Origin of the sequence: Methylobacterium sp. E-045, assembly GCF_022829685.1 — a bacterium.
Lineage (GTDB): Bacteria > Pseudomonadota > Alphaproteobacteria > Rhizobiales > Beijerinckiaceae > Methylobacterium.
In genome coordinates this window covers 272,341-296,268 of sequence record NZ_JAKSYE010000085.1, presented here as the reverse complement: position 1 = coordinate 296,268, position 23,928 = coordinate 272,341, and the positions used below count along the sequence as shown (strand labels likewise).

24 protein-coding genes and 1 pseudogene are annotated in these 23,928 nt (G+C 67.8%); 18 read left to right on the top strand and 7 right to left on the bottom strand.

Annotated features, from left to right (window positions below):
• The first annotated feature begins 35 nt into the window (after positions 1-35).
• Positions 36-779: an acetoacetate decarboxylase gene (locus MKK51_RS15010; protein WP_243978434.1), complete on the top strand. Its 744-nt coding sequence runs from the start codon at positions 36-38 to the stop codon at positions 777-779.
• Positions 780-805: 26 nt separating this feature from the next.
• Positions 806-1,591 (top strand): 3-hydroxybutyrate dehydrogenase, encoded by a 786-nt coding sequence (locus tag MKK51_RS15005; protein WP_243978432.1) that lies wholly within the window; start codon positions 806-808, stop codon positions 1,589-1,591.
• A gap of 69 nt (positions 1,592-1,660) precedes the next feature.
• Here MKK51_RS15005 and MKK51_RS15000 read toward each other — a convergent pair whose 3' ends face one another.
• From MKK51_RS15000 to meaB, 3 genes are all read right to left on the bottom strand, one after another.
• Entirely contained in the window at positions 1,661-2,005 is a 345-nt protein-coding gene (locus MKK51_RS15000; protein ID WP_243978423.1) for a CsbD family protein, read from the bottom strand.
• A 128-nt stretch (positions 2,006-2,133) separates the two neighbouring features.
• Positions 2,134-2,766, bottom strand: coding sequence for a peptidase C15 (locus MKK51_RS14995; protein WP_243978421.1), 633 nt, complete (start codon positions 2,764-2,766; stop codon positions 2,134-2,136).
• Positions 2,763-3,767, bottom strand: coding sequence for a methylmalonyl Co-A mutase-associated GTPase MeaB (meaB, locus tag MKK51_RS14990; protein WP_056254637.1), 1,005 nt, complete (start codon positions 3,765-3,767; stop codon positions 2,763-2,765). The genes MKK51_RS14995 and meaB overlap by 4 nt, the downstream gene beginning before the upstream one ends.
• A gap of 204 nt (positions 3,768-3,971) precedes the next feature.
• Between meaB and MKK51_RS14985 the strand changes: the two genes are divergently transcribed.
• The 3 genes from MKK51_RS14985 (at position 3,972) to MKK51_RS14975 (ending at position 6,135) form a co-directional block, all read left to right on the top strand.
• Positions 3,972-5,024, top strand: a complete 1,053-nt coding sequence (locus MKK51_RS14985) for an alpha/beta hydrolase (protein WP_243978419.1) — start codon at positions 3,972-3,974, stop codon at positions 5,022-5,024.
• 147 nt (positions 5,025-5,171) lie between these two features.
• Entirely contained in the window at positions 5,172-5,534 is a 363-nt protein-coding gene (locus MKK51_RS14980; RefSeq protein ID WP_018045358.1) for a hypothetical protein, read from the top strand.
• A 226-nt stretch (positions 5,535-5,760) separates the two neighbouring features.
• On the top strand, positions 5,761-6,135 hold the full coding sequence (locus MKK51_RS14975; protein WP_243978417.1) for a VOC family protein: 375 nt from the start codon (positions 5,761-5,763) through the stop codon (positions 6,133-6,135).
• A gap of 5 nt (positions 6,136-6,140) precedes the next feature.
• Here the strand turns inward: MKK51_RS14975 and MKK51_RS14970 are convergent, their stop codons facing one another.
• Entirely contained in the window at positions 6,141-7,679 is a 1,539-nt protein-coding gene (locus tag MKK51_RS14970; protein WP_243978416.1) for a L,D-transpeptidase family protein, read from the bottom strand.
• Between the two features lie 144 nt (positions 7,680-7,823).
• Here MKK51_RS14970 and MKK51_RS14965 point away from each other — a divergent pair, with 144 nt between their 5' ends.
• The 4 genes from MKK51_RS14965 (at position 7,824) to MKK51_RS14950 (ending at position 11,334) form a co-directional block, all read left to right on the top strand.
• Positions 7,824-8,675 (top strand): SDR family NAD(P)-dependent oxidoreductase, encoded by an 852-nt coding sequence (locus tag MKK51_RS14965; RefSeq protein WP_243978414.1) that lies wholly within the window; start codon positions 7,824-7,826, stop codon positions 8,673-8,675.
• Between the two features lie 29 nt (positions 8,676-8,704).
• Positions 8,705-8,848: a hypothetical protein gene (locus MKK51_RS14960; protein WP_243978406.1), complete on the top strand. Its 144-nt coding sequence runs from the start codon at positions 8,705-8,707 to the stop codon at positions 8,846-8,848.
• A 188-nt stretch (positions 8,849-9,036) separates the two neighbouring features.
• Entirely contained in the window at positions 9,037-10,515 is a 1,479-nt protein-coding gene (gene zwf, locus MKK51_RS14955; protein ID WP_243978404.1) for a glucose-6-phosphate dehydrogenase, read from the top strand.
• Positions 10,516-10,659: 144 nt separating this feature from the next.
• Entirely contained in the window at positions 10,660-11,334 is a 675-nt protein-coding gene (locus tag MKK51_RS14950) for a GntR family transcriptional regulator (protein ID WP_243978402.1), read from the top strand.
• A gap of 269 nt (positions 11,335-11,603) precedes the next feature.
• Here MKK51_RS14950 and MKK51_RS14945 read toward each other — a convergent pair.
• Together MKK51_RS14945 and MKK51_RS14940 are read right to left on the bottom strand one after the other, a co-directional pair.
• Positions 11,604-11,648 (bottom strand): annotated as a pseudogene (locus MKK51_RS14945) (hypothetical protein); the annotation flags it as partial.
• A 134-nt stretch (positions 11,649-11,782) separates the two neighbouring features.
• The gene (locus tag MKK51_RS14940) at positions 11,783-12,439 is read right to left on the bottom strand and encodes a GntR family transcriptional regulator (RefSeq protein WP_243978401.1); all 657 of its coding nucleotides are present in this window, start codon (positions 12,437-12,439) and stop codon (positions 11,783-11,785) included.
• 164 nt (positions 12,440-12,603) lie between these two features.
• Here MKK51_RS14940 and dctP point away from each other — a divergent pair, with 164 nt between their 5' ends.
• Genes dctP through MKK51_RS14925 form a run of 3 tightly spaced genes read left to right on the top strand, consistent with a single transcriptional unit; the run spans position 12,604 to position 15,613 of the window.
• On the top strand, positions 12,604-13,623 hold the full coding sequence (gene dctP / locus MKK51_RS14935; RefSeq protein ID WP_243978399.1) for a TRAP transporter substrate-binding protein DctP: 1,020 nt from the start codon (positions 12,604-12,606) through the stop codon (positions 13,621-13,623).
• Complete coding sequence (locus MKK51_RS14930) at positions 13,620-14,264, top strand: TRAP transporter small permease (RefSeq protein ID WP_243978392.1); 645 nt, start codon at positions 13,620-13,622, stop codon at positions 14,262-14,264. The genes dctP and MKK51_RS14930 overlap by 4 nt, the downstream gene beginning before the upstream one ends.
• Positions 14,261-15,613 carry a TRAP transporter large permease gene (locus MKK51_RS14925; RefSeq protein ID WP_243978390.1) on the top strand — a complete coding sequence of 451 codons (1,353 nt, stop codon included), beginning with the start codon at positions 14,261-14,263 and terminating at the stop codon, positions 15,611-15,613. Before MKK51_RS14930 ends, MKK51_RS14925 begins: the two co-directional genes overlap by 4 nt.
• A gap of 197 nt (positions 15,614-15,810) precedes the next feature.
• Here the strand turns inward: MKK51_RS14925 and MKK51_RS14920 are convergent, their stop codons facing one another.
• The gene (locus MKK51_RS14920) at positions 15,811-16,407 is read right to left on the bottom strand and encodes a TIGR00730 family Rossman fold protein (protein ID WP_243978388.1); all 597 of its coding nucleotides are present in this window, start codon (positions 16,405-16,407) and stop codon (positions 15,811-15,813) included.
• 214 nt (positions 16,408-16,621) lie between these two features.
• Here MKK51_RS14920 and MKK51_RS14915 point away from each other — a divergent pair, with 214 nt between their 5' ends.
• The 6 genes from MKK51_RS14915 (at position 16,622) to MKK51_RS14890 (ending at position 23,927) form a co-directional block, all read left to right on the top strand.
• A complete protein-coding gene (locus MKK51_RS14915; RefSeq protein ID WP_243978381.1) occupies positions 16,622-18,313 on the top strand; it encodes a LysM peptidoglycan-binding domain-containing protein in 1,692 nt (563 codons plus the stop codon).
• A gap of 116 nt (positions 18,314-18,429) precedes the next feature.
• A complete protein-coding gene (locus MKK51_RS14910; protein WP_243978380.1) occupies positions 18,430-20,397 on the top strand; it encodes an ABCB family ABC transporter ATP-binding protein/permease in 1,968 nt (655 codons plus the stop codon).
• Between the two features lie 209 nt (positions 20,398-20,606).
• The gene (locus MKK51_RS14905) at positions 20,607-20,861 is read left to right on the top strand and encodes an acyl carrier protein (RefSeq protein WP_243978378.1); all 255 of its coding nucleotides are present in this window, start codon (positions 20,607-20,609) and stop codon (positions 20,859-20,861) included.
• Positions 20,858-22,021 carry an acyl-CoA dehydrogenase family protein gene (locus MKK51_RS14900; protein WP_243978377.1) on the top strand — a complete coding sequence of 388 codons (1,164 nt, stop codon included), beginning with the start codon at positions 20,858-20,860 and terminating at the stop codon, positions 22,019-22,021. The genes MKK51_RS14905 and MKK51_RS14900 overlap by 4 nt, the downstream gene beginning before the upstream one ends.
• Positions 22,021-22,956, top strand: a complete 936-nt coding sequence (locus tag MKK51_RS14895; protein ID WP_243978658.1) for an amino acid--[acyl-carrier-protein] ligase — start codon at positions 22,021-22,023, stop codon at positions 22,954-22,956. The genes MKK51_RS14900 and MKK51_RS14895 overlap by 1 nt, the downstream gene beginning before the upstream one ends.
• Positions 22,957-22,961: 5 nt before the next feature.
• On the top strand, positions 22,962-23,927 hold the full coding sequence (locus tag MKK51_RS14890; RefSeq protein ID WP_243978375.1) for a DUF1839 family protein: 966 nt from the start codon (positions 22,962-22,964) through the stop codon (positions 23,925-23,927).
• Position 23,928: the final 1 nt, after the last annotated feature.

Below are 23,928 nucleotides of genomic sequence, written 5' to 3'. Positions count from 1 at the left end.
CCGCACCGACCTTCTACCCGGGAGCCCAACACGCCATGACCCGCGACGAGATCCTGCACGTCCCCTCGATGCCAGCCTTCAGCCCGAGCTATCCGCGCGGGCCGTATCGCTTCCTCAGGCGCGAATACCTCATCATCACCTACGAGACGGATGCGGACGCCCTGCGCCGGGCGCTGCCCGAGCCCCTGGAGCCGCACCCCGAGAATCTCGTCTATTATGAATGGATGAAGATGCCGGATTCCTCCGGCTTCGGCGATTACGAGGAGAGCGGCTCGGGCGCCATCGCCTCCTATAACGGCGAGGCCTGCAACTTCTCGATCCAGATGTATCTCGACGACGAGCCGCCGATCACCGCCGGCCGCGAAATCTGGGGCTTCCCGAAGAAATGGGGCGTGCCGCGCCTCAAGGTCACGAAGGACACCCTCACCGGCACGCTCCATTACGACGAGGAGCGGGTGGCGATGGGCACCATGACCTACAAGCACACAAGCTTGGAGAACGAGCTCGACACCGTGAAGGCCGGCCTCGGCCGCCTCAACGTGAACCTCAAGCTTCTCCCAGACGTCACCGGCGCCCCGAAGGTGGCCCAGCTCGTGGGCTATCGCCTGGAGGACATCACCGTTCATGGCGCCTGGGACGGCGAGGCCCGCCTCGACCTGATCCCGCACGTGAATTGTCGTGTCGCCGACCTGCCGGTGAAGCGCATCGTCGGCGGGCGGCACATGATCGTGGACTTCACCTTGCCCTACGGGCAGGTGCTGCACGACTATCTCGCCTGAACGCGCCGACACGGACGGAGATTTCCATGAGCCTGACTTCCAAGACCGCCATCGTCACGGGGTCCACCAGCGGCATCGGCCTCGCCTATGCCCGCGCCTTCGCCAAGGAGGGCGCCAACGTCGTCATCAACGGCTTCGGCAAGCCGGAGGACATCGAGCGGGAGCGCAGCGGGATCGAGGCGGATTTCGGCGTGAAGGCGGCCTATTCCCCCGCCGACCTGACGAAGCCCGGCGAGATCGAGGGGCTGATCCGGCTGGGCGAGGAGACCTTCGGCTCCGTCGACGTCCTCGTGAACAACGCCGGCGTCCAGTACGTCTCGCCGATTGAGGATTTCCCGCCGGAGAAGTGGGAGCAGATCATCGCCCTCAACCTGTCCTCGGCCTTCTACACGATGCGCTACGCCATTCCCGGCATGAAGGCGCGCAAATGGGGCCGGATCATCAACACCGCCTCGGCGCATTCCCTTGTCGCCTCGCCGTTCAAGTCGGCCTACGTCTCGGCCAAGCACGGCATCGCCGGCCTCACCAAGACGGCGGCGCTGGAACTCGCCACCCACGGCATCACGGTGAACTGCATCTCGCCGGGCTATGTCTGGACGCCCCTGGTGGAGGCGCAGATCCCCGATACGATGAAGGCGCGGGGCATGACCAAGGAGCAGGTCATGAACGACGTGCTGCTGGCCGCCCAGCCCACCAAGGAATTCGTGACGGTGGAGCAGGTGGCGGCTTTGGCCGTGTTCCTGTGTTCCGACGGCGCCAGCCAGATCACCGGGGCCAACATTCCGATGGATGGCGGCTGGACGGCGCAGTAGCCGATACAGAAAGCCCTGCCTTGCCGGAGGGCGAGACAGGGCGATCGACAGGCGACGGGACGTGAAGGCTCAGCGGCGGCCGTGCAGCAGCAGGGCGAGGCCGTAGCCGACGGCGCCGGCGATCACGAGGGCGATGAGCGGGTTCTCCTCGACACGGCTCTCCACCGCGCGGGCGCCGTCGCGGACATAGGAGCCGCCGCGGTCATAGGCGTCGCCGGCATAATCCGAGACGTTGTCGGCGACGTCGCGCAGGGTGTCCTTGGCCTGGCCGTAGACTTCCTGAGCGCGCCCTTCGGCCTCGCGGTAGCGGCCTTCCGCCGAATTGCGCGACGATCCGACGGCATCGCCGATGGCGCTCTGTGCGCGGCCGCCGAGGTCCTTGGCCGCTCCGACGACTCGATCCGTATCAACCATTGGTCTGCTCCCTGAAAATCGAGGACGCGCGATCGGCGCTTCCAAGGCGGCGCCCGCATCCGATGGTCACAGAACGTGCGAAGTGGTCGAAGGGCACCATGGCGCGGCGTTTTTGTTGACGGCGCGGTTTACGCGGGGTTCCGGCGCCGGGCGGCCACGCGCATCAGGCGTCCCACGTGGGCCACCGCCCGCGGCAGCGTGGCGGAGGGATCGCGCCGTTTGAGAGCCGGCCCTGTCCTGGGCCGCCAGCCGGGCTTTGCCGGAGGGATGTGCAGAAACAGGACCGGGCAGTCTTCCGCCAGTGCGCGAAAGTAGCTGGCATTGCAGAGATAGCGCCCGGCATTCACGGACGGGATCGCGGCGATCCCGTGGTGCCGAAGGGCGACGAGGGCGCGGTACGCGATCGGCGCCCTGCGCAGCGCCGGCCCGTCCCGGTCGAGGCGGAGGGTCGCCGGCATCCGTCCCGATGCGTCCGGGAACAGCCGACTCGCCCGGTTGAGGGCGCGAGCCTCGACGCGGACGCGCTTCGCTCGGCCGGCGACGCCGATCATCAGCACGGCCGCCGGCCTCTCGGCGAGGGCCGGTTCCAGCAACTCGGGGATCGCCGCATATGCGGTGCGCAGGATCAGCGTGCGCACCGGAAACCCCGCGATGCCATGTCGGCCAAGATGTCCGACCTGCCGGGCGAGCGTTTCGCTCGGGTTGCGCGGCATGCCGGGAAAGGGGCCGAAACCGGTGACGAGGAGATGTCCCCGCGTCACAGCCCGATCAGCGTCGCGATGGCCTCCGCCCCGGCGGCGGGAGAGGATTCGCCCCGCGCCACGCCGGCCTCCGCCTCGGCCGTCTGCTTGCGCACCTCGGGCGAGCCGACGAGGCGCTGGTGCAGGCGCTCGTGGACGAGGGCCCACATCCACTTCACGTCCTGCGCCCGGCGTTTCTTGGCGATCTCGCCGGTGGCCGTGAGCTTGTTGCGGTGGTCGACCACCTTCTCCCACAGCGCGTCGAGGCGCTTGTTGTTCAGCCCGGAGATCGTGACGACGGGGGGCGTCCAGCTCGAACTCGGAGCGCTGAGGATATGGAGCGCGGCCCGGTATTCACCGGCCGCCGCATTGGCCCGGCGTTCGCCCTCGCCGTCGTCGGCCTTGTTGACCGCGATCATGTCGGCGAGTTCGAGGATGCCCTTCTTGATGCCCTGCAACTCGTCGCCGGCTCCGGGCAGCATCAGCACAAGGAAGAAATCGGTGAGGTCGGCCACCGCCGTCTCCGACTGGCCGACGCCCACCGTCTCCACCAGGATGACGTCGAATCCCGCGGCCTCGCAGAGGAGCATGGTCTCGCGGGTCTTGGCGGCCACGCCCCCAAGCGTTCCCGAGGAGGGGGAGGGGCGGATGAAGGCGTTGGGATCGAGCGCCAGCTGCGCCATCCGGGTCTTGTCGCCGAGGATCGAGCCGCCGGTGCGGCTGGAGGAGGGGTCCACCGCCAGCACGGCCACCTTGTGCCCGGCGGCGGTGAGGTTGGCGCCGAGATTGTCGATGGTGGTGGACTTGCCCACCCCCGGCACGCCGGTGATGCCGACTCGGATCGCGGTGCCGGTCTGCGGCAGCACCGCGTCGATGAGGTCGCGCGCCGCCGCCCGGTGATCGGCCCGTTTCGATTCGGCGAGGGTGATCGCCCGCGCCAGAGCCGCACGGTCGCCCGCGAGCAGCCGCTCGCGCAGGGAATCGAGATCGAGGGAAGGAGGAAGAGCCATGAGCCCCTTCATGCCGGGCCGGCCCGGTTTCGTCGAGGGGGCGCGTGTCGTTGCACCGGGGTCGCTGTACCCGCCGGGCCACGGACCGGGCTCTGCCCGCAATTCACATCGCCTCCCGCCACGCTCGCGCCCTGCCATGGTCACGATCGTCGCCGACAGGGTAGGACGAGAGAGCCGGGACCGAGCGCCGGGCCATCACGGGGCCGTCGACACGCCATGATTCGAAACCGCATACCGGGAGCGCCATCGCAGACCCGCCGCTCGCTGATCCGCGGCGCCGCCCTCCTGGGCGTCGCGGGCCTGACGCCGGGCCTCGCCGGCTGTGTCACCGACGGGCTCGTCACCGGGGGCACCGGTCCCGAGCGCCAATCGAACCTCGACGTCAGCCCGATCCTGCTGGTGGCGACCACGCGCAAGCCCGTGGGCAACCCGCCCAAGAGCCCGTATTTCAGCTCCGAGCGCGGTCGCGGCCTGAGCTTCGCCGAAGTGCGCCTCTCGGCCCCCGACCGCTCGCTCATCGGCAAGGTCTCCTCCGCGGTCGGCGGGGACTGGGCGGTGACGGCGGTGCCGCAGGTCGAGACCGGACCCGGCGCGGCCGCGGCCTTCACCCAGGCCGCCTTCGGGCGCGACGTGCTGATCTATGTCCACGGCTACCGCGAGAGCTTCGCTTCCGCAGCGGTCAGCGCGGCGATGCTCTCCGACGGCATCCGCTTCCGCGGCGCCTCGGCCCTGTTCACCTGGCCGTCCGCCGCCGCCACCTTCGATTACGGGTACGACCGCGAGAGCGCCCTGTGGTCGCGCGACGCGTTCGAGGATCTCCTCAAGGCGCTGGCGAGTTCGCCCTCCGGCGGACGCATCAACATCGTCGCCCATTCCATGGGGACGCTCCTGACCCTGGAGACCATCCGCATGCTGCGCGCCGAGGCCGGCGAGGCGGCGATGGCACGCATCGGCGCCATCGTGCTCGCTGCCCCCGACATCGACATCGACCTGTTCACCGGGGCGGTGGAGCGGATGGGGCCGGACGTGTCGAAGATCACCGTGATCTCTTCCACCAAGGATCGGGCGCTCGAACTTTCCGGCGCCATCGCCGGCGGTGTCGTGCGTGCGGGCGCCGCCGACCGCGAGCGTCTGGAGGCCCTCGGGGTCCGCGTCGCCGACGCCTCGGATTACGGCGGCGGCCTGATCAATCACGACCTGTTCCTGTCCAATCCGGAGGTCCAGGGTGTGGTCAAGCGCGCCATCGGCCGGGCGGCGGGCGGCGCCTGAGCGCGGCACCGCAAGAAGACTTGGCTTGCGGACGCGGCCTGAGGTCTTGGCCTCGGCCCCGTTCGCCCCTACACGGGCGGCTGTCGGGCTGACGATTCCCACGCCGACGCGGCCGCCTCCCGGCGCGCCCAGAATGAGGATTGTGCGATGTTCACACTCGATATCGATGGCGTGGCCATCGCGGTCATCAACGGGACCGAAGAGACGGCTCGCGACCTGTTCACCTGCGACGGCTTCAAGGAAGACATCCAGGCGATGAAGAGCGACGGCAAGGTGCTGTGGAACGGCACCTCCGAGCTCAAGATCCGCCCCGCCACCGAGGACGAGATCGAGATCTTCGAGGATGCCCTAGCCGAGGACGATTCAGAGGAGGACGCTCCGTTCGAGCCCGACATGCGCCACGCCAAGAGCGCCGAAGAGCCCGACGAGGACGAGGATGAAGACGGCGAGGACGACGCCGACATCGTGTTCCTCGTGGATATCGACGAGGATGCCGGCCTCGATTCGTAAGGCCTGATCCAGGAGGGGGCCTCCCTCTCAGGACCAACTGCCGCCGACTGCCTCGCCCGAACACGGGCGGGGCGCTGTATCGCGATTTGCCCCTGCCATCCGTTGACGTCGGCTCCCGTGAGATGTCCTTGATCCCGATGGGGCATGCGCCCGGACCGGGGCCAAGGTCTCGAACACGGCATGGACTCGATGCCGGCAAAGGGGCTCGGCACAGGGCGAGGACCGTATGACTTTCCGCTTCGAGCACCTCCATCTTCGCAGCCGGGACGCCGTGGCGGCCGCCGGTTTCTACGTGGAGACGTTCGGCGCCCGTGAGATCGCCCGCGAGGGTGCGCCATCCGTGACGCGCGTCGTCCTCGATCTGTCGGGGCTCACCCTCTTCATCGAGCACGCGCCCGATGCCGGTCCCGCCGCCAGGCCGCCGAACCGGGGCATCGAGCATATCGGCCTCGCCGTCGACGACATCGAGAGCACGGTGGCCGATCTGAAGCGGCGCGGTGTGGCCTTCGTCATCGACATCACCGACGTCCGTCCCGGGCTTCGCACCGCCTTCCTCGACGGACCGGACGGGGTCCGCATCGAGTTGCTGCAGCGCGGCTGATCCGGTCAGTTCGCGGCCGGTCGCGCCGCCTTCTGCGGGATCAGGCCGGGTGGCACCGGGGCGTTGCCCGGAGCCTTCGCCGGAGCGGCCGGCGCCGCCTTCTTCGGTGTGATGGAGCCCGTCATGACCGCGTCCCGCATCGGCACGGCCGGGGAATCGATGCCGTAGATGTCGTCGCGGAAATGGGCGCGGCCGTCGGGCGTCGCGTAGCCGGTGAGATAGACGAAGGTCACCGGGATCTGCTTGGGGAGCTTGATGTCGAGCCGCTCGTTGGTGGCGATGTTGGCCTCGATCTCCATCGGCCCCCAGGTCGAGCCGGGGCCATTGGGGCCGGGTGTGCCCTCGAGCAGCCAGCCCGCCAGTTCCTTTACCTGGGCCACCCGCACGCAGCCATGCGAGTGGAACCTGACCTCGCGGGCGAACAGCGATTTCGACGGCGTGTCGTGCATGTACACGGCCTGTTTGTTCGGCATGTCGATGCGGACCTGCCCCAGCGAATTGTCGAGGCCGGAATCCTGGCGCAGCGTGTAGGTCGCGGCCTTCTCGCCAGCCCAGTCGATCGTGGTCGGATCGACTTCCGTGCCGCCGGGACCGAGGATGCGGATGCGCTCGCGGGCGAGGTAGCCCGGGTCTTTCCGCATCTTGGGGATGATCTCCTTCTTGATGATGGAGACCGGCAGCGTCCAGGTCGGGTTGAGGTTCACGTCGGTGATGCGCGCCTCGATTCGCGGCGTCGCCTTGTCGGGTTTGCCGACCACGGCCACGTAGCGGCGCACCACGACGCCCCGCTCGACCGCCTCGACCGCGGCGGAGGGAATGTTCACCACCACGTAACGGTCGCCATAGGGAAAGTTCGAGCCGATCTGCCGTGCGGCGGACGCCGAGAGCTGGCGCTGGCGCGTGGCGGCCGGCACGTTGAGGGCGGTTACCGTCTGGCGGCCGACGAGGCCGGTCTCGGGCAGGCCGTGGCGAGCCTGAAACGCCTTGACCGCCGAGGCGAGGATGGGGTCGAGCACGTCGGAACTCGGCACGCCCGCCGGCAGATCGCCCGTGAGGACGAGGTGCTGGCGCAGGGCCGGAATGTTCGGGTCGCGGGCGCCCGGCTTGATGGTCAGGTCGGCGGGCAGGGTGCCCCAGCCGCCGGCATCGACGATGGCCTGGTAGCGCTCGGCCATGCGGAACGTGTCGAGGAAGGTCGAGGGGGCAAGCGTCGGGACCGGGTCGTCCGAGACCCGCGCCACGACGAGGGGGGGCAGTTCGCGGGATTTTCTCGGCGCCGCCGGTGCCGGCTCCGCGCCTTGTGCAAGAGGAGCGGATTGCGGGGCCGATTGCGGCGCGGCGTTCCCCGCCGCCGGTTCGGGCTTCGGGGCGGTGTCGGGTCTCGGGCCGGCCTCGGCCCTGGGAGCGGGCTTGGCGGCAGCCGGCACGGCCTCCGGTGAAGAAGGAGCCGGTTCGGCCCCAGCGCCGGTCAGGCACAGCATCAGCGCCAGCGGCGACAGGCCGGCACTCAGGATCGACGGGAACACGACGCAACGCGACGACACGGACAGCCCTCGTGAGCAGACAGGACCGGATCATGCGGGTGGGATGGTTACCAAGTTCCTCCCCCTCCATGCCGGGCGGCCCTGACAAAACGGGACACCCTGCCCTACCTCCCGGCCAACCCGAACCGTCGAAGAGGCCCTGCCATGATTCATCATCCCGCGATCCGGAAAGGCGGCACGGCCGTCGTGACGGGAGCCGCGAGCGGCATCGGCCTCGCCGCCGCCACGCGCTTTGCCGCCGAGGGCATGGCCGTCTGGCTCGCCGACCTGCCCGGCGACGCCCTCGACGCCGCCGGCGCCACTGTGGCGGCGGCGGCCCGAGGCGACGCGCCAGTTCGGGCCCTCCCCACGGATGTCGGCGACCGCGCGGCGATGGAAGCCCTGCGCGACGCCGTCTGCGCCGAGGGGGCGCCATCGGTCCTGATGCTCAATGCCGGGATCGAGTCCGGCGGACGCCTGTTCTCCGACGAGGCAACTTGGCGGCGCATCCTCGACACCAACCTGTGGGGCGTCGTGAACGGCATCCACGCCTTCGCGCCCGCGATGATCGACGCCGCCCGTCCCGGCGCCATCGTGGTCACGGGCTCGAAGCAGGGCATCACCACGCCGCCGGGCAACACGCCCTACAATGTCTCGAAGGCGGGGGTGAAGGCTGTGACGGAGGCCCTGGCCCACGACCTGCGCAACCGGGACGGCGCGTGCGTCACCGCTCACCTCCTCATTCCAGGCTTCGTCTATACGGGCCTCACCAAAGCGCGCGGTGTGGAAGAGAAGCCCGCGGGCGCCTGGACGCCGGAGGAGACCGTCGCCTTCATGCTGGAGCGGCTGGAGGCCGGCGACTTCTACATCCTCTGCCCGGACAACGAGACCACGCGGGCGCAGGACGAGCGCCGCATCGCCTGGGCGGCCGGCGACATCATCGAGAACCGTCCCGCCCTGTCGCGCTGGCACCCGGATTACGCGGTGGCATTCCGGGCGTTCGCTGCGGGGCGCTGACACGAGGGCTGTCTCACCAGGGGATGGCCATGCGTGAGATCCTGACGGCGACCACCTCGAATGCACTTCGATGGCAGCTTGCCGCGCTCGATGTCGAGGCGAAGCTCGTCCGCCAGGCCGAGGGGCGGAGCCACGCATGCGCGCCGCGCGACCTTCAGGGGCCTTGCCCCTGAACGCCCTACCCAAGGGACCGAGGTCCTTGGGGATCCCCGGATAAGCGCTCAAGGGGGCAGGCGCACGAGCGGCGCGGCGTGGCCGACCCGCCTTGGCGAGGTTCCTGCAGGGGTATAATCCCGACGGTGATGAATCGGTCGGCTCGGGTGCCGACGCCGTCGACCCTCAAGACTCCGGGAGCCGCCCTTTGGCCACCATCATCCCCGTCGCTTCCTTCGATTGCGTCGTGTTCGGCGCCACCGGCGACCTGACCACGCGCAAGCTGCTGCCGGCTCTGTATTACCGGTACAAGGACGGACAGATCCCCGGCACCAGCCGCATCATCGGCGCGTCCCGCTCCGAGATGAGCGTAGAGGCGTTCCGGGAGCGGGCGCGCGACGCCCTCAAGCGCTTCGTCCCGGCCCGCGATCTCGACGAGGACAAGCTCGCCGCCTTCCTCGACCATCTCGACTACGTGGCGGTGGACGGGGCGGGCGACGACGGCTGGGAGGATCTCGCCGCCAAACTCGCCGAGCGACCGGATCAGGTTCGGCCCTATTATCTCGCCACCTCGCCGGATCTCTACGGCTCGATCTGCCGCAACCTGTCCGCCCATGGTCTCATCGGCGAAAAGTCGCGGGTGGTGCTGGAAAAGCCCATCGGCAAGGATCTGAAATCGGCCCGCGCCATCAACGACGCCGTCGGCGAGGTCTTCCCCGAGGAGCAGATCTTCCGCATCGACCATTATCTCGGCAAGGAGACGGTGCAGAATCTGCTCGCCCTGCGCTTTGCCAACACCATCTTCGAGCGCCTGTGGACGGCGGACGTGATCGACCACGTCCAGATCACGGTGGGCGAGACGGTGGGCGTCGAGGGCCGGGCCGGCTATTACGACACGTCCGGCGCGCTCCGCGACATGGTGCAGAACCACCTGCTGCAGCTCCTCTGCCTGATGGCGATGGAGAGCCCGCTCACCCTCGACGCCAATTCCGTGCGCGACGAGAAGCTGAAAGTGCTGCGCGCCCTGAAGCCGATCACGCCGAACGACGTCCAGGCCGTCACCGTGCGCGGCCAGTACGCCGCCGGCGCCGTGGACGGCAAACCGGTGGAGGGCTACCGCGCCGATCTCGGCGGTGAGACGGCGAGCCGCACCGAGACCTTCGTCGCTCTCAAGCTCGAGGTGCAGTCGTGGCGCTGGGCTGGGGTGCCGTTCTACATCCGCACCGGTAAGCGCCTGCCCCAGAAGCTCTCGGAGATCGTGGTGCAGTTCCGCGCCTCTCCCTTCTCGATCTTCCCGGCCGAATCCTTCGGGCGCGAGCCCAACCGCCTCGTCATCCGGCTCCAGCCGGAGGAGGGGATCAAGCTCGAAGTGATGACCAAGGACCCCGGACCGGGCGGCATGCGCCTTCGACCGACCAACCTCGACATCTCCTTCGAGGAAACGTTCAAGCAGCGCTATCCCGATGCCTACGAGCGTCTGCTGATGGATGTGGTGCGCGGCAACGCGACCCTCTTCATGCGCCGCGACGAGGTGGAGGTGGCCTGGGCCTGGGCTGATTCGCTGCTCAAGGCCTGGGCGGACCGGCCCGAGCCGCCACGCTCCTATCCGGCCGGAAGCTGGGGCCCTACCGCCGCCATCGCCCTGATCGAGCGGGATGGACGGACCTGGCACGAGGAAATGCACTGATCCGCGGAGGGCGCGATCGCGGGGGTGAAGTTATTTGTACGACGCTTATCAAAACAACTAATAGGGTGCTCCCTCGACACGCCGATGCTCGACGCCTACACGTCTTGAGGGTATCGACCCTCTAACATCAAGACCTACGCCCCCATGGAAAAGCTCGACTCGGCGATCGGGATCAATCGTCGCTACCTCCATGACGAAGTCGTGGACCGGATGCGGGATCTGATTCAGTCGGGAGAGCTCGAACCGCGTGCGCGGGTCAACGAGAGCGAGCTCACCGAGCGGTTCGGCATCTCGCGCACGCCCCTGCGCGAGGCGATCAAGATCCTCGCCACGGAGGGGCTGCTGGAATTGCTGCCGAACCGGGGCGCACGGGTGGCCAGCCTGTCGCAGGCCGAGATCGAGGAGATGATCGAGGTCATCGCCGGACTCGAGGCGACGGCCGCCAATCTCGCGTGTCGCACGATCAGCGACGAGGAGATCGCCGCAATCGAGCGTGACCACCTCGCCATGGTGAAGGCCTGGAAGGATGGCGAGGAAGCCACGTATTTCCGGCTCAACCGCGCGATCCACGAGGCGATCATGGCGGCGAGCCGCAACTCGGTGCTGGGCACCGTCTATGCGAGCCTGTCCGGCCGCATCCAGCGTTCGCGCTATGCTGTCCACCAGACCACCGAGCAGTGGAGCCGAGCCGTTTCGGAACACGAGCGGATGATCGAGTTGCTCCACGCCCGCGACGGCGAGGCGCTGGCCACGCTCATGCGCGACCACATCCGCTCGAAGACGCCGGTCATCGCCGAGAATTTCGGCGCGGGGACGTGAAGGGTCGACCCGAAGACGGCACCCGGCCTTAGGACCCGGATTCTCGGTGAAGCGTCGACGGCCGTGTCCGCTGCAGGCCGTACGGATGGGTGCCAGGCATCGCCCCACTTCCGCGTCGAGATGCTCCGATTGCCGGGAGAGTCCGGAGGCGGAGGCCCGCACCTGCGATGCGGCGCGGCTTCGGTCTCCAGGGTACGTGTACGGACCGGATTGTCCCGGACCGTGTCCAGGGTCACGGCCATGGCGCCGATCTCGTCTTTCCGCCCCGTGCCGGGAATGGTGACGTCGGTATCGCCGGAGCCCGGCCGGCGCATGGCGGCCGTCACCCGCTCGATGGGACGCGACACCCCGGAGAACGCGAAGGCCATCATGAGAATGGCCTAGCGATGGTTAGGATTTGGCCCGGAAGCCTGTCTGCGATCTCCCCACGCTTGTCGCTTGGCCGATCTCACGCCGCGTCGCTGATGGAGCGCAGGCTGGCGACGAGGTCGGAAAATCTGTCCCCCTGGACGATGACGTGGGCGCGCAGGCGGTCCGACGCCGCGATCTCGTCGCCGGAGACGATGGCGGCGACGATGGCTTCGTGTTCGGCCAGGGATTGCCCCAGCCGGTGACGCGCCCTCAGCTGCATCCTCCGGAACGGGGTCAGGCGCCGGTGGAGAAGCCGCGCCTGCTCGCACAGGAAGTCGTTGCGGCAGGCGCGGTAGATCACCGTGTGGAAGGTGTAGTTCTCCTGATAGTAGGTCTCGGGATCCTCGTCGGCCGCCGCAGCCGCGCAGGCGGCGAGCGCCTGTTTCAGCGCTGTCTCGTCGGCCGGGATCAGCCGGCGGGCGGCGAGCCGACCGCATGACGCCTCGATCTCGGCCATCGTCTCGAACATCGCGATGAGCAGCTCCGGATCGGGGGCGCTGACGATGGCGCCCCGGCGCGGCTTGATCTCCACGAGGCCGGTCATGGCCAGTTGCAGCAGAGCCTCGCGGATCGGCGTTCGCGAGACACCGAATCGCTCCGCGAGTTCCGTCTCGTCGAGACGAGAGCCGATGGCCAGCCGACCATCCACGATCTCCGTCTCGATCGTCTGTCTGAGGCTGAGCGATCGGGTCATGGCGTTCCCGTCCCTGTGCGTTTTGAAATTCGTTGCCGTCCATTATTCAATATCGTTGACAAAATATACAAGACATAGTTCGTTGGTATATCGAAGAGGCGTTGCAGTATAAATGTTGCACCGCAAAACAGCGAGACCGCAAAGGTCCGCCCGGGAGAGACGCCATGACGTTGACACGCCGCGCCCTCGTCGCATCCGGCCTCGCCGCCCCCGCCATTTTATCGATGGGCCTGAAGGCCAAGGCAGCGACGACCCTGAAGATCTCGCATCAGTTCCCCGGCGGCACCATCGACGAGGGCGACTTTCGCGACCGCATGTGCCGCAAGTTCGCTGCTCTCCTGGCCGAGCGCTCGAAGGGGGAGCTGGAAGTGCAGGTCTATCCGGGCTCGTCGCTGATGAAGACGAACGCCCAGTTCGGTGCCATGCGGAAGGGCGCCCTCGATATGAGCCTCTACCCGAGCCCCTATGCTGGCGGCGAGGTGGCGGAAATGAACATCGGCCTGATGCCGGCCCTCGTGAGCTCCTACGAGCAGGCCGTCGCCTGGAAGAAGGCTCCGGTCGGCCGGAAGATCACCGAGATCCTCGATTCGAAGGGCATTCTCCTCGTCTCCTGGGTCTGGCAATCGGGCGGCGTCGCCAGCCGCGAGCGACCCCTCTACGCGCCCGCGGACGCCAAGGGCCTGAAGGTCCGCGGCGGATCCCGCGAGATGGACCTGATGATGAAGCAGGCCGGCGCGGCCACCCTGTCGATTCCCTCAAGCGAGTCCTACGCCGCGATGCAGACCGGCGCCTGCGATGCGGTCATCACCTCGTCCACCAGCCTGATCTCGTTCCGCCTGGAGGAATTGTCCAAATCACTGACGTCGGGGCGCGAGCGCTCCTACTGGTTCATGCTCGAGCCGATCATGATGTCGAAGATCGCGTTCGATCGCCTGCCGAAGGACCAGCAGGATCTCATCATGGCGATCGGCGCCGAACTCGAACCCTTCGGGCAGGCCGGCGCCAAGGCGGACGACACCAAGGTCGAGGAGATCTTCACCAAGGCCGGAGCGAAGGTTCAGAACCTCGACGAGAAGACCCTCGGCCAATGGCGCGACATTGCCCGTGAGACCGCCTGGAAGGACTTCGCCGGCAAGTCGGCGAGCTGCGCCGAACTCCTCAAGCTGGCGGAGCAGGTGTCGTGAGCCACGCCTTCGACGCGGCCTCGGCCGCTTCAGAGACCGCCACGATGGCGCCCGAGCCGCGGATCCCCGGGATCCTCGGGCATCTCGACCGGGGCATGAAGGCCATCAACCGGGTGATCATGCTGCTCGGCGGCATCGCCCTGGTCTGCGCCTGCCTCGTGCTCAGCTATAGCGTGCTCGTGCGCTACGCCCTGCACGAGCCGACCGACTGGCAGGACGAGATGGCGGTGTTCCTCATCGTGGGCGCCACGTTCTTCTCCGCTGCCGCCGTGCAGGCCAAGCGCGGGCACGTGGCGATCGAGGCCCTGAGCGGCCTGCTTTCGCCCCGCGTGAACCGGGCCCGCCTGCTGATGGCCGACATCATCAGCATCGTGTTCGTGACGTTCTTCGCCTGGAAGAGCTGGACCCTGCTGCACGAGGCCTGGATCGACGGCCAGGTCTCGCAATCCTCCTGGGGGCCGCCCCTGTGGATTCCCTACGCGCTCATGGCGGTGGGCATGACCTTCCTCGGCCTGCAGTTCCTGCTGCAGATCGTCGAGGCCCTGACCTACGGTCCGCGCGCTGCCGGCTGGGCCAATCCGAAGGTCGGCCTCGGCGCCGATCTCAACAAGACTCCTCTGAAGACGGGCAACCACCCATGAGCGTCGCGGCCATCGGCTTCCTCTATGCGGGCGCGACGCTCAGCGCGATGCTCGCCGGCATCCCCATCGCCTTCGCCCTGGGCTTCGTCGCCCTGGCCTTCATGTTCTTCTTCATGCCGGGCGCCTCCCTCGATACAGTGGCGCAGAACGTCTACGAGGAGATGGCCTCCATCACCCTGCTGTCGATCCCGCTCTTCATCCTGAAGGGCGCGGCCATCGGCCGGTCCAAGGCAGGCCAGGACCTCTACTCGGCCATGCATGCCTGGATGCACAGGATTCCGGGCGGCCTCGGCATCGCCAACGTCTTCGCCTGTGCGCTGTTCGCCGCCATGGCGGGATCCTCGCCCGCCACCTGCTCGGCCATCGGCTCGGCGGGCATTCCGGAGATGCGCAAGCGCGGCTACTCGCCGGGCTTTGCCGCCGGCATCATCGCGGCGGGCGGTACGTTGGGCATCCTGCTGCCGCCCTCGATCACCATGATCCTCTATGCGGTGGCCGCCGAGCAGTCGCTCGGGCGACTGTTCCTCGCCGGCATCGGGCCGGGGCTGCTGCTGGTCGGCCTGTTCGCCGCCTGGTCGGTCTACCGCTTCCGCTCGGAATATGCCGCCGCGAAGGACGCCTACGAGCGCCATGGCACCGCCTCGGCCATCCTTGCGGAAGACACCTACAGCATGCGTCAGCGCTTCTCGACGCTGCCCCGCGTGCTGCCCTTCGTGATCCTGCTCACCGGCGTGATGGTGGCGCTCTATGGCGGCTACGCCACGCCCTCCGAGACTGCGGGCCTCGGCGGCCTGCTGGCGCTTGGCCTCATCGCCGTCATCTACGGTGTCTGGCGACCCAGGGACGTGAACCCGATCCTTGCGGCGACCCTGCGGGAATCCACCATGCTGATGCTTATCATCGGCATGTCGCTCCTCTACGCCTACGTGATGAGCTACCTGCACATCTCGCAATCGGCGGCCGCCGCCATCGTGGCAATGCAGCTGTCGAAGTGGGTGCTGCTGGTGACGATCCTCGGCCTCGTGATCCTGCTCGGCTTCTTCCTGCCGCCGGTCTCGATCATCCTGATGACGGCGCCGATCATCCTGCCGCCCCTGAAGGCTGCCGGGTTCGACCTCGTCTGGTTCGGCGTGGTGATGACCATCACCATGGAGATGGGGCTCATCCACCCGCCGGTGGGCCTCAACATCTTCGTCATCAAGAACATCGCTCCCGACATCCCCTTGAAGGACATCATCTGGGGCACGTTGCCCTTCGTGATCCTGATGGCCGTCGCCATCCTGATCCTCTGCCTCGTTCCCGGCATCGCCATGTGGCTGCCGAACTGGCTGCTGCCCTCGACGCGGTGAGGGGAGAGGCACACAATCCCACCTCTCCCCGACCAGGGGGGAGGTGGAACCGCGATGACACGCTAGAGCATTTTCAAGCGAGGTGGATGCCGGCTCGCGTGAAGAAATTGCGACCACACAGCAGGTTAGAGCATTTTCCGTGATCCAGAGATTACGGAAAATGCTCTAAGGGGTGGCGCGGTGAGGACCTCGCGCCATCAGAGCCGCTCGGCCACAAAGGCCTCCGCCTCCGGCGAGGTCTCCGTCGATTCGGTGCGCAGGAGGTCGATGACCTCGGCGGAGTCCTTCGCCACGAGGTAGTTGAGTTCCAACCCCTCGCGGATGAAGCCCTGGTCGCGCATGTGCTCGAGGAGCGTCAGCAGCGGCGTCCAGAAATCCGAGATGGAGAGCAGCAGGATCGGCTTCTTGTGCTGGCCGAGCTGCGCCCAGGTGAGCTGCTCTACGAGTTCCTCCAGGGTGCCGATGCCGCCGGGCAAGGCGACGAAGGCATCGGACCGCTCGAACATCAGCCGCTTGCGGGTATGCATGTCGCCGACGACGATGGTCTCCTGAATGGCGTCCAGCATCCGCTCCCGCGATTTCAGGAAGTCGGGGATGATGCCGGTGACGTGGCCGCCGGCATCGAGCACCGCCTGCGCCACCGTGCCCATCAGCCCGACATTGCCGCCGCCATAGACGAGGCCGAGCCCGGCTTCCGCCAGGGCACGGCCAAGCGCCGCCGCGGCCTCGGCGAAGGCCGGATCGCCGCCGAAGCCCGAGCCGCAATAGACGCAGACGGTTTTCACCGGGGCCATGCCGAGGCTCCCCCGGTGAGGGGCAGGGAGGCGCCATCCCAGGGCCAAACTGCTGATGTCGTGAAAGATCCCGCCTGTTGGGGGGAAGCGCGATTTGGTGTTGAGGTCATGTCGGCTAGTATGTCGCCATCAATCGACGTTTTGTCGACAGCCAGAGTCGAAACCCGACGATGTTATCTGCCGCAAAGTCGAGGGTTTTGGGGGGTGGGGTGCCATGACGGCGCAGTGGCGGCGAGGCCTGATTCTCGCGGGTGGTGGCCTGCTGGCCGGGTTCGCCCTGGTCGTCGTGTTGTTCGGCGCAGGCGAAATGCTCAAGCGTGCACAGGGCGACAGGCAGCCCGTGGCCGCCGCGGCACTGCCCCAGCCGAAGGAGACCAGCACCCCCGAATCGCGGGCCGCGGAATCGCCCGCCGCTGCCGGCTCGCCGGTGACCCCGCCCGCGCGGCGCGAGGAGGGCGCTTCGACGACGCCGGGAAAGTCCTCGTCGGGAGGAAGGGGCGCCACCGGGCAGACGGGCAATCCGCCCGCCGCGCAGGATCAGGCGCAGGCTCCGACCTTCGACATCATCCGCGTCGAGCCGACGGGCGAGACCGTGATCGCCGGTCGCGGAACGCCCAATACCACGGTCGAGATGCTGCGCGACAACCACCCGATTGCCCGTGCGCTCATCGACCCGTCCGGCCAGTTTGCCATCGTCCCGCCTGCGCTCCCCGTCGGTAACAGCGAGATCACGCTGAGTTCCATCGGGCCTGACGGCCAGGGGCGGCAGGCGCGGGAGACCGTCATGGTGGTGGTCTCCGCCGACCGCACCACGAAGCCCCTCATCGCGCTGACGTCTCCCGACAAACCCACCGTCGTCCTGTCGCAGCCGGATCGTGCAGCGGATGCGGCTTCGGCCAAGGTGGCGGCGAACGCTCCGAAAGGCGCCGACCCGGCCTCGGCCGGCGCTGCGGGCCGGACCGCCGATCCCGTCAAGGACCGTGCCGGCAAAACCCTCGAGGGCAAATCCGAGAGTGCCAAGTTAGGCGCCGGCAGCTCCGAGGCGGCAAAGCCGGAGGGACTCGATGCGCGCAAGCCGGACACCGTGCCGGTCAAGGTCGTCAGCGTCGATGCGGAGGAGGGCGGGCGTCTCTTCGTGACCGGACAGGCACCGGCTGGCGCCACCGTCCGCCTCTACATCAACGACACTCTCATCGCCCCCGGGAGCGTCGGTACCGACGGGCGGGTCTCGTTCACGATCGGGCGCGGCGTCGCCCCAGGGGATTACCGGATCCGCATCGATCAGGTCGACCCCGTCTCGGGCAAGGTGAAGAACCGGTCCGAAGTCGGCTTCGCCATGCCGGTTGCGGCAAAGCCTGCTCTCGGCACCGGGCAGGAGGCGCCTTCCGGCGGCGTAGCGGCCCTGTCGACGCCGGCCCTCTCGGCCAAACCGTCGCCGAGCGCGGCGCTGGCGGGGAGGGTACATGCCAAGTCGGCCGTAGCCCAGACCGACGGGAGCCATCCAGCCGCTTCCGGGCGTCCGGTCCAGGGGGCGCCGCAGGATGCCTCCCCGAGCGCGCCTGCCTCTCCCATGACGGTGGGCCGGTCGCAGCCGGGGCCCACCACGGGCGAGGCCGGAGTGGCCGCGGCCAAGGTTCCGGCGGCCCAGGTTCCGGCGGCCCAGGTTCAGGCTGAGGCTCCGACCGAGTCCGTGTTCGTGCCGGAGATCAACACCGCCCGGATCACGCGCGGTGACAGCCTCTGGCAGATCAGCCGGCGCGTCTATGGAAAGGGCACCCGGTACACGGTGATCTTCGACGCCAACCAGCCGCAAATCCGCAATCCCGACCTGATCTATCCCGGCCAGATCTTCGTCGTTCCGTCAGAGAGCGCGTCCACCCTGCCAGAGGACAAGCGCCGCAGTTGAGGCGCGTCGGCCGGCGCCGCGCATCCTGCATCCCGGACCTGCGCCGCCGGGTGCCTGTCTGGAACGGTTCGAGGGACTATATCGGGGGCTGAATTGTTCACCCCGAGTCTGCCTGAATGAGCACCGATCCCACCCCCGTGGCGGGCGGCGGCACGACGCCGCCCGAACGCCCCGGCCTGTTCGCCACGTATCGGCGCCTGTGGCCCTATCTCTGGCCCCATACTCGGCCGGACCTGCAGCGGCGCGTCTTCCTCGCCTTCGGCCTCCTCCTCGTCGCGAAATTCGTGACGATGCTGACGCCCTTCACCTTCAAATGGGCGACGGACGCCCTCGTGGCGGCCGTGGGGGACAAGGACGGCCTCGGTGCCACGCTCCCCACGGGCCTGTTCGCCGCACCGATGCTGATGATCGGGCTCTACGGCCTGTCGCGCGTGATCATGGCCGTGCTGACCCAGGTACGCGACGGGCTCTTCGCCAAGGTGGCGATGCATGCGGTGCGCCGCCTCGCGCTCCAGACCTTCGAGCACATGCATCGGCTCTCCCTGCGCTTCCACCTCGAGCGCAAGACCGGCGGCCTCACCCGCGTACTGGAGCGCGGCCGCGGCGGCATCGAGGAACTCTCGCGCCTGATGGTGCTCACGCTGGTTCCCACCATCGTCGAGTTCCTCCTCGTCATCGGCGTCCTCGCCTATGAATTCGACTGGCTATACTCGTTCGTCGTCTTCGTCATGGTGTCGGCCTATCTCGCCTTTACCTGGAAGGCGACGCAGTGGCGCATCGAGATCCGCCGTCGGATGAACAATTCGGACACCGATGCCAACACCAAGGCGGTGGATTCGCTGCTCAACTTCGAGACGGTGAAGTATTTCGGCGCCGAGAGGCGCGAGGCGGAGCGTTACGATGGCTCCATGGCCAAATACGAGAAGGCCTCGACTCAGACCTACGTCTCGCTCGCCGTGCTCAATGCCGGTCAGGCTCTGATCTTTACCATCGGCATGACCGTCGTGATGTGGCTCGCGGCACGGGACATCATGGCCGGGCGCACGACGCTCGGTGGCTTCGTCCTCGTCAACACGATGCTGGTCCAGCTCTCCATGCCGCTCAACTTCATGGGCATGATCTACCGCGAGATCAAACAGGCGTTGATCGACATCGACGACATGTTCCAGATCCTGCACCGCAACCCCGAGATCGCCGACAGGCCGGGCGCGAAACCCCTCTCCGTCTCGGACGGCGTGGTCCGGTTCGAGGATGTCCGCTTCGCCTACGATCCGGCGCGGCCGATCCTGCGCGGCGTCAGCTTCGAGGTGCCGGCCGGGCGCACGATCGCCATCGTCGGCCCGTCGGGGGCGGGCAAGTCGACCCTTTCGCGGCTGCTGTTCCGGTTCTACGAGCCGCAATCAGGGCGCATCGTCATCGACGGCCAGGACATCGCCGGAGTCGAACAGGGGAGTCTCAGGGCCGCCATCGGCATGGTCCCTCAGGACACCGTGCTGTTCAACGACACGATCGGCTACAACATCCGCTATGGCCAATGGGATGCGAGCGACGGGGCGGTGCGTGAAGCGGCGCGCCTGGCGCAGATCGATCGCTTCGTCTCCGCCCTGCCGGAGGGCTACGACACACCCGTGGGCGAGCGCGGTCTGAAGCTCTCGGGCGGCGAGAAACAGCGCGTCGCCATCGCGCGCACGATCCTCAAGGGGCCGCCGATCCTGGTCCTCGACGAGGCCACCTCGGCGCTGGATTCCTTCACCGAGCGCGAGATCCAGGACGCCCTCGACAAGGTGAGCCGTGGCCGGACCACCCTCGTCATCGCCCACCGCCTGTCGACGGTGGTCAATGCCGACGAGATCATCGTCCTCGACCGGGGGGTGATCGTCGAGCGCGGCGACCATCAGACTTTGCTCGATCTCGGCGCCGTCTATGCCTCGCTCTGGAGCCGCCAGCGCGAGGCCGACGAGGCCCGCGAGATCCTCAAGCGGGCGGAGGAGAGGCGAGCCGACGAGGAGGTGTCGCTGTCCGTGGATCGTGCGGCTCCTCAATCGAGCAGGCCCGTCGTTCCGGAGCCGATGCCCGCCGAGTAGCGCGAACCCGGGGGGACTTGCCCCGCCGCATCATCGGGCGTCGTATCTCACGGTACGATGACTGTTTAGGATCGAAGGCGATGGACCGATCCATTTACCAATATTTTTCTTCGACTTGTGCCGCTCATTAACTACCTGGGCCGATTGGCCTTGACCGGCATGGTCGCTGCGATATTTTCGGGAAAATATTACGTAAAAGGCGCGGCAACATGGTGGTCCCCGACGATATCCGTGAAACGCTCAAGAGCGTTGCAGCCTTGTCCGAGACAACCGACAGTCTCGGTGAAGACGACAACCTCTTCGACAAAGGCTTGGACTCGTTCGGCTCGGTCCAGTTGATGCTGGCTCTCGAAGAGCGCTACAATATCGAGTTCCCCGACAACCTCCTCAATCGCCGCTCCTTCTCCACCATTCGCATCATCGTGGAGACGGTGAGCAAGCTGACCGTTTCGGCTGCGGCATGAACGCTGTCGCAGTCCGCGCCAAGCGGGTCGCTGCGGTCGCTGCCCTCCACGCCGACGATGTCGACCGTGAGGCCCGCTTCCCCGCCGAGGCCGTGGTGGCTCTCAAGACGGAACGCCTGCTCGGGATGCAGATCCCGCTGCAATTCGGCGGTGAGAGCGCCAGCCTGTCGCAGATCGCCGAGGTCTGTTTCACCCTGGCCCAGGCCTGTTCGGCGGCGGCGATGGTCTTCGCCATGCACCAGATCAAGGTCGCCAGCCTCGTGTCGCACGGCCTCGACAGCGGATGGCACTGTGGCCTAATGGAGAAGGTGACGCGCGAGCAGCTTCTCTTCGCCTCGGCCACCACCGAAGGCGGCATCGGTGGCGACCTGCGCAACAGCCTGTGCGCGGTGGAAACGGTGGGCGACGTGTTCCACTTCTCCAAGGATGCGACCGTCATCTCCTACGGCGCCCATGCCGATGTGATCCTCGCCACCGGCCGCCGGCATCCCGATGCGGCCTCGTCCGATCAGGTTCTCGTGGCTCTGTTGAAGGGGCAGATGTCCCTGGAGCGCACCAGCACCTGGGATACGCTGGGCATGCGCGGCACCTGCAGCGACGGGTTCAAGCTCGAGGCCCGTGACGTGCCGGTGGCGCAGATCCTGCCGAAACCCTTCGCCGAGATCGCGGCCCAATCCATGCTGGCCTCGTCGCACCTTCTCTGGAGCAGCGTCTGGTTCGGCATCGCCAGCCATGCCCTCGACCGGGCCAGGGCCTATGTTCAGGGCGAGGCCCGGCGTCGGCCGGGTCAGGTTCCCCCAGGAGCCCTGCGCCTGGCCGAGGCCGCCAACGAGCTGCAGGCCATGAAGGGCACCATCCTCGCCGCCCTCAGACGCTACGAAGCGGCGCAGGGCAATGCCGACGAACTCGGCTCGATCGGGTTCGCCGTCATGCTCAACAACGTCAAGACGACGATCTCCGACAAGGCGGTCGATATCGTCCAGCGCGCCCTGGGGATCGTCGGGCTCTCCGGCTACAAGAACGGCACGCCATTCAGCCTCGGCCGGCCCCTACGCGACGTGCTGTCGGCACCGCTGATGATCAACAACGACCGCATCCTCGCCAACACCGCCAATCTCCTGCTGGTGCAGAAGGGCGGGGCGCAGCTCCTGAGCGCATGATGGACCAGCTTCTCGCCCTCGAACCCACATCCGGGCCGCGCTCCCTGCTGGATCGCTTGTTCGACCAGGGGCTCCTCGTTCGCACCGGCGTGGATGGGCTCTACGGGCGCAGCGGCGACTTCGAGAGCGTGGTCGAGGCCGTGGACCGGATCGCGACACGGCTGGGCGCCGCCGACAGGGCGGAATCCCTGCGCTTTCCCCCCGGCATGAGCCGCCCCGCCTTCGAGCGCAGCGGCTACCTCAAGGGGTTTCCGAACCTCGCCGGCACCATCCACTGCTTCTGCGGCAACGATGCCGATCATGCCCGCCTGCTGGCCTGCATCGAGGCGGGCGCCGACTGGACCGGCGGCCAGGCCGCCAGCGAAATCGTGCTGACGCCCGCCGCCTGCTACCCGCTCTATCCTGTGGCCGCTGCGCGAGGCGCTCTGCCCGAACCCGGCCTGCTGTTCGACCTGCAATCCTACTGCTTCCGCCACGAGCCGTCGCTGGAACCGACGCGGATGCAGATGTTCCGCATGCGCGAATACGTGCGCATGGGCAGCCCCGATCAGGTTCTGGCCTTCCGCGAGCTCTGGCTGGAGCGCGGTACCGCGATGATGCGCGAACTCGGCCTGCCGATCGCGGTGGACCCGGCCAACGACCCGTTCTTCGGCCGCGCCGGCCGCATGCTCGCCAACAACCAGCGGGCGCAGGGGCTGAAATTCGAACTGAACGTGCCGGTCAACAGCGAGGACAAGCCCACCGCCTGCCTCAGCTTCAACTACCACCAGGACCATTTCGGCACGATCTGGGACATCCGGCAGGCCGACGGCGAGGTGGCGCACACCGCCTGCGTCGGGTTCGGGTTGGAGCGGATCACCCTGGCGCTGCTCCGACATCACGGGCTCGACATCAAAGCGTGGCCGGCCGCCGTGCGCGACCGGCTCTGGGGCTAGGGCCGGTGCCGGCCGCAGCCGCTCGCGAGGAAGCCTCGGGGATTCCGGCGCCTGCCTCCCATCCCCTGCACGGTTCCGATCGGGTCTGGCCGGAGACGAACTGTTACGTCGATCTCTGGATCGAGCTGCTGCACGGCCGGGGCCTCGTGCCGGAGGCGATGCTCGGCTTCACCCTGCGGCAGGATTTCGAGGGCGACCAGTTCACCTTTTTCAAGCCGCCCGCCGGGGATATCGAGCGGCTCTACGGCCTGTCGATCCAGGAACTCGCGATCTTCGAGAGCCTGGAGGCCCATGCCGTCGTCCAGGCGGCGCGCGGATGCCCGGTGTTGGTGGAAGTGGACGCGATCCACCTGCCCGACACGGCGGGGACCACCTATGGCCGCGAGCACGCCAAGACCACGATCGGGATCCTCGGCCTCGACACGGGCGAGCGCGAGCTCGACTATCTCCACAATGCCGGCCGCTTCCGACTTGGCGGAGCGGATTACGAGGGCATTTTCGGAGCCTCGACCCTGTTTCCCTATGCGGAGTTCGTGAAGGAGATCGGGCCGCCGCTTCCCGACGGCGACCTGCCGCGTGCCGCCCTCGACCTGCTGCGCCATCACCGGCGCTTCGCGCCGTGCGCCAATCCCGTCCTCGCCTTCCGGGACGCCCTGGCGGCGCGGGCGGAGGTGCTTGTGCAAAACCCCCTCAGCGTCTTCCACGGCTACGCCTTCAACACCACCCGCCAGCTCGGTGCCAATTTCGAGCTTCTCGGCAGTCATCTCGCCTGGCTCGCAAGTCATGGCGCGGCCGATCTGGCGGCCGGTGCCGAGGCGGCGCAGAGGCTCGCAGCGGAGGCCAAGGCCTTCCAGTTCCAGCTGGCGCGCGCCTTTGGCCGGCGCAGCGCCACGGGGCTGAGCCAACGCCTCGATGGGCCGGCGGGCACCTACGACGCGGTCTTCGCCGCCCTCGACCGCGCGCTGTCCTGAG

Excerpts from the sequence above, each read along its gene's own strand:
- MKK51_RS15010 (WP_243978434.1), top strand. The coding sequence starts at position 36 with ATGACCCGCGACGAGATCCTGCACGTCCCCTCGATGCCAGCCTTCAGC.
- MKK51_RS15005 (WP_243978432.1), top strand. The coding sequence starts at position 806 with ATGAGCCTGACTTCCAAGACCGCCATCGTCACGGGGTCCACCAGCGGC.
- MKK51_RS15000 (WP_243978423.1), bottom strand. The coding sequence starts at position 2,005 with ATGGTTGATACGGATCGAGTCGTCGGAGCGGCCAAGGACCTCGGCGGC.
- meaB (WP_056254637.1), bottom strand. The coding sequence starts at position 3,767 with ATGAAGGGGCTCATGGCTCTTCCTCCTTCCCTCGATCTCGATTCCCTG.
- MKK51_RS14985 (WP_243978419.1), top strand. The coding sequence starts at position 3,972 with ATGATTCGAAACCGCATACCGGGAGCGCCATCGCAGACCCGCCGCTCG.
- MKK51_RS14980 (WP_018045358.1), top strand. The coding sequence starts at position 5,172 with ATGTTCACACTCGATATCGATGGCGTGGCCATCGCGGTCATCAACGGG.
- MKK51_RS14975 (WP_243978417.1), top strand. The coding sequence starts at position 5,761 with ATGACTTTCCGCTTCGAGCACCTCCATCTTCGCAGCCGGGACGCCGTG.
- MKK51_RS14965 (WP_243978414.1), top strand. The coding sequence starts at position 7,824 with ATGATTCATCATCCCGCGATCCGGAAAGGCGGCACGGCCGTCGTGACG.
- MKK51_RS14960 (WP_243978406.1), top strand. The coding sequence starts at position 8,705 with ATGCGTGAGATCCTGACGGCGACCACCTCGAATGCACTTCGATGGCAG.
- MKK51_RS14950 (WP_243978402.1), top strand. The coding sequence starts at position 10,660 with ATGGAAAAGCTCGACTCGGCGATCGGGATCAATCGTCGCTACCTCCAT.
- MKK51_RS14940 (WP_243978401.1), bottom strand. The coding sequence starts at position 12,439 with ATGACCCGATCGCTCAGCCTCAGACAGACGATCGAGACGGAGATCGTG.
- dctP (WP_243978399.1), top strand. The coding sequence starts at position 12,604 with ATGACGTTGACACGCCGCGCCCTCGTCGCATCCGGCCTCGCCGCCCCC.
- MKK51_RS14925 (WP_243978390.1), top strand. The coding sequence starts at position 14,261 with ATGAGCGTCGCGGCCATCGGCTTCCTCTATGCGGGCGCGACGCTCAGC.
- MKK51_RS14920 (WP_243978388.1), bottom strand. The coding sequence starts at position 16,407 with ATGGCCCCGGTGAAAACCGTCTGCGTCTATTGCGGCTCGGGCTTCGGC.
- MKK51_RS14915 (WP_243978381.1), top strand. The coding sequence starts at position 16,622 with ATGACGGCGCAGTGGCGGCGAGGCCTGATTCTCGCGGGTGGTGGCCTG.
- MKK51_RS14910 (WP_243978380.1), top strand. The coding sequence starts at position 18,430 with ATGAGCACCGATCCCACCCCCGTGGCGGGCGGCGGCACGACGCCGCCC.
- MKK51_RS14905 (WP_243978378.1), top strand. The coding sequence starts at position 20,607 with ATGGTGGTCCCCGACGATATCCGTGAAACGCTCAAGAGCGTTGCAGCC.
- MKK51_RS14900 (WP_243978377.1), top strand. The coding sequence starts at position 20,858 with ATGAACGCTGTCGCAGTCCGCGCCAAGCGGGTCGCTGCGGTCGCTGCC.
- MKK51_RS14895 (WP_243978658.1), top strand. The coding sequence starts at position 22,021 with ATGGACCAGCTTCTCGCCCTCGAACCCACATCCGGGCCGCGCTCCCTG.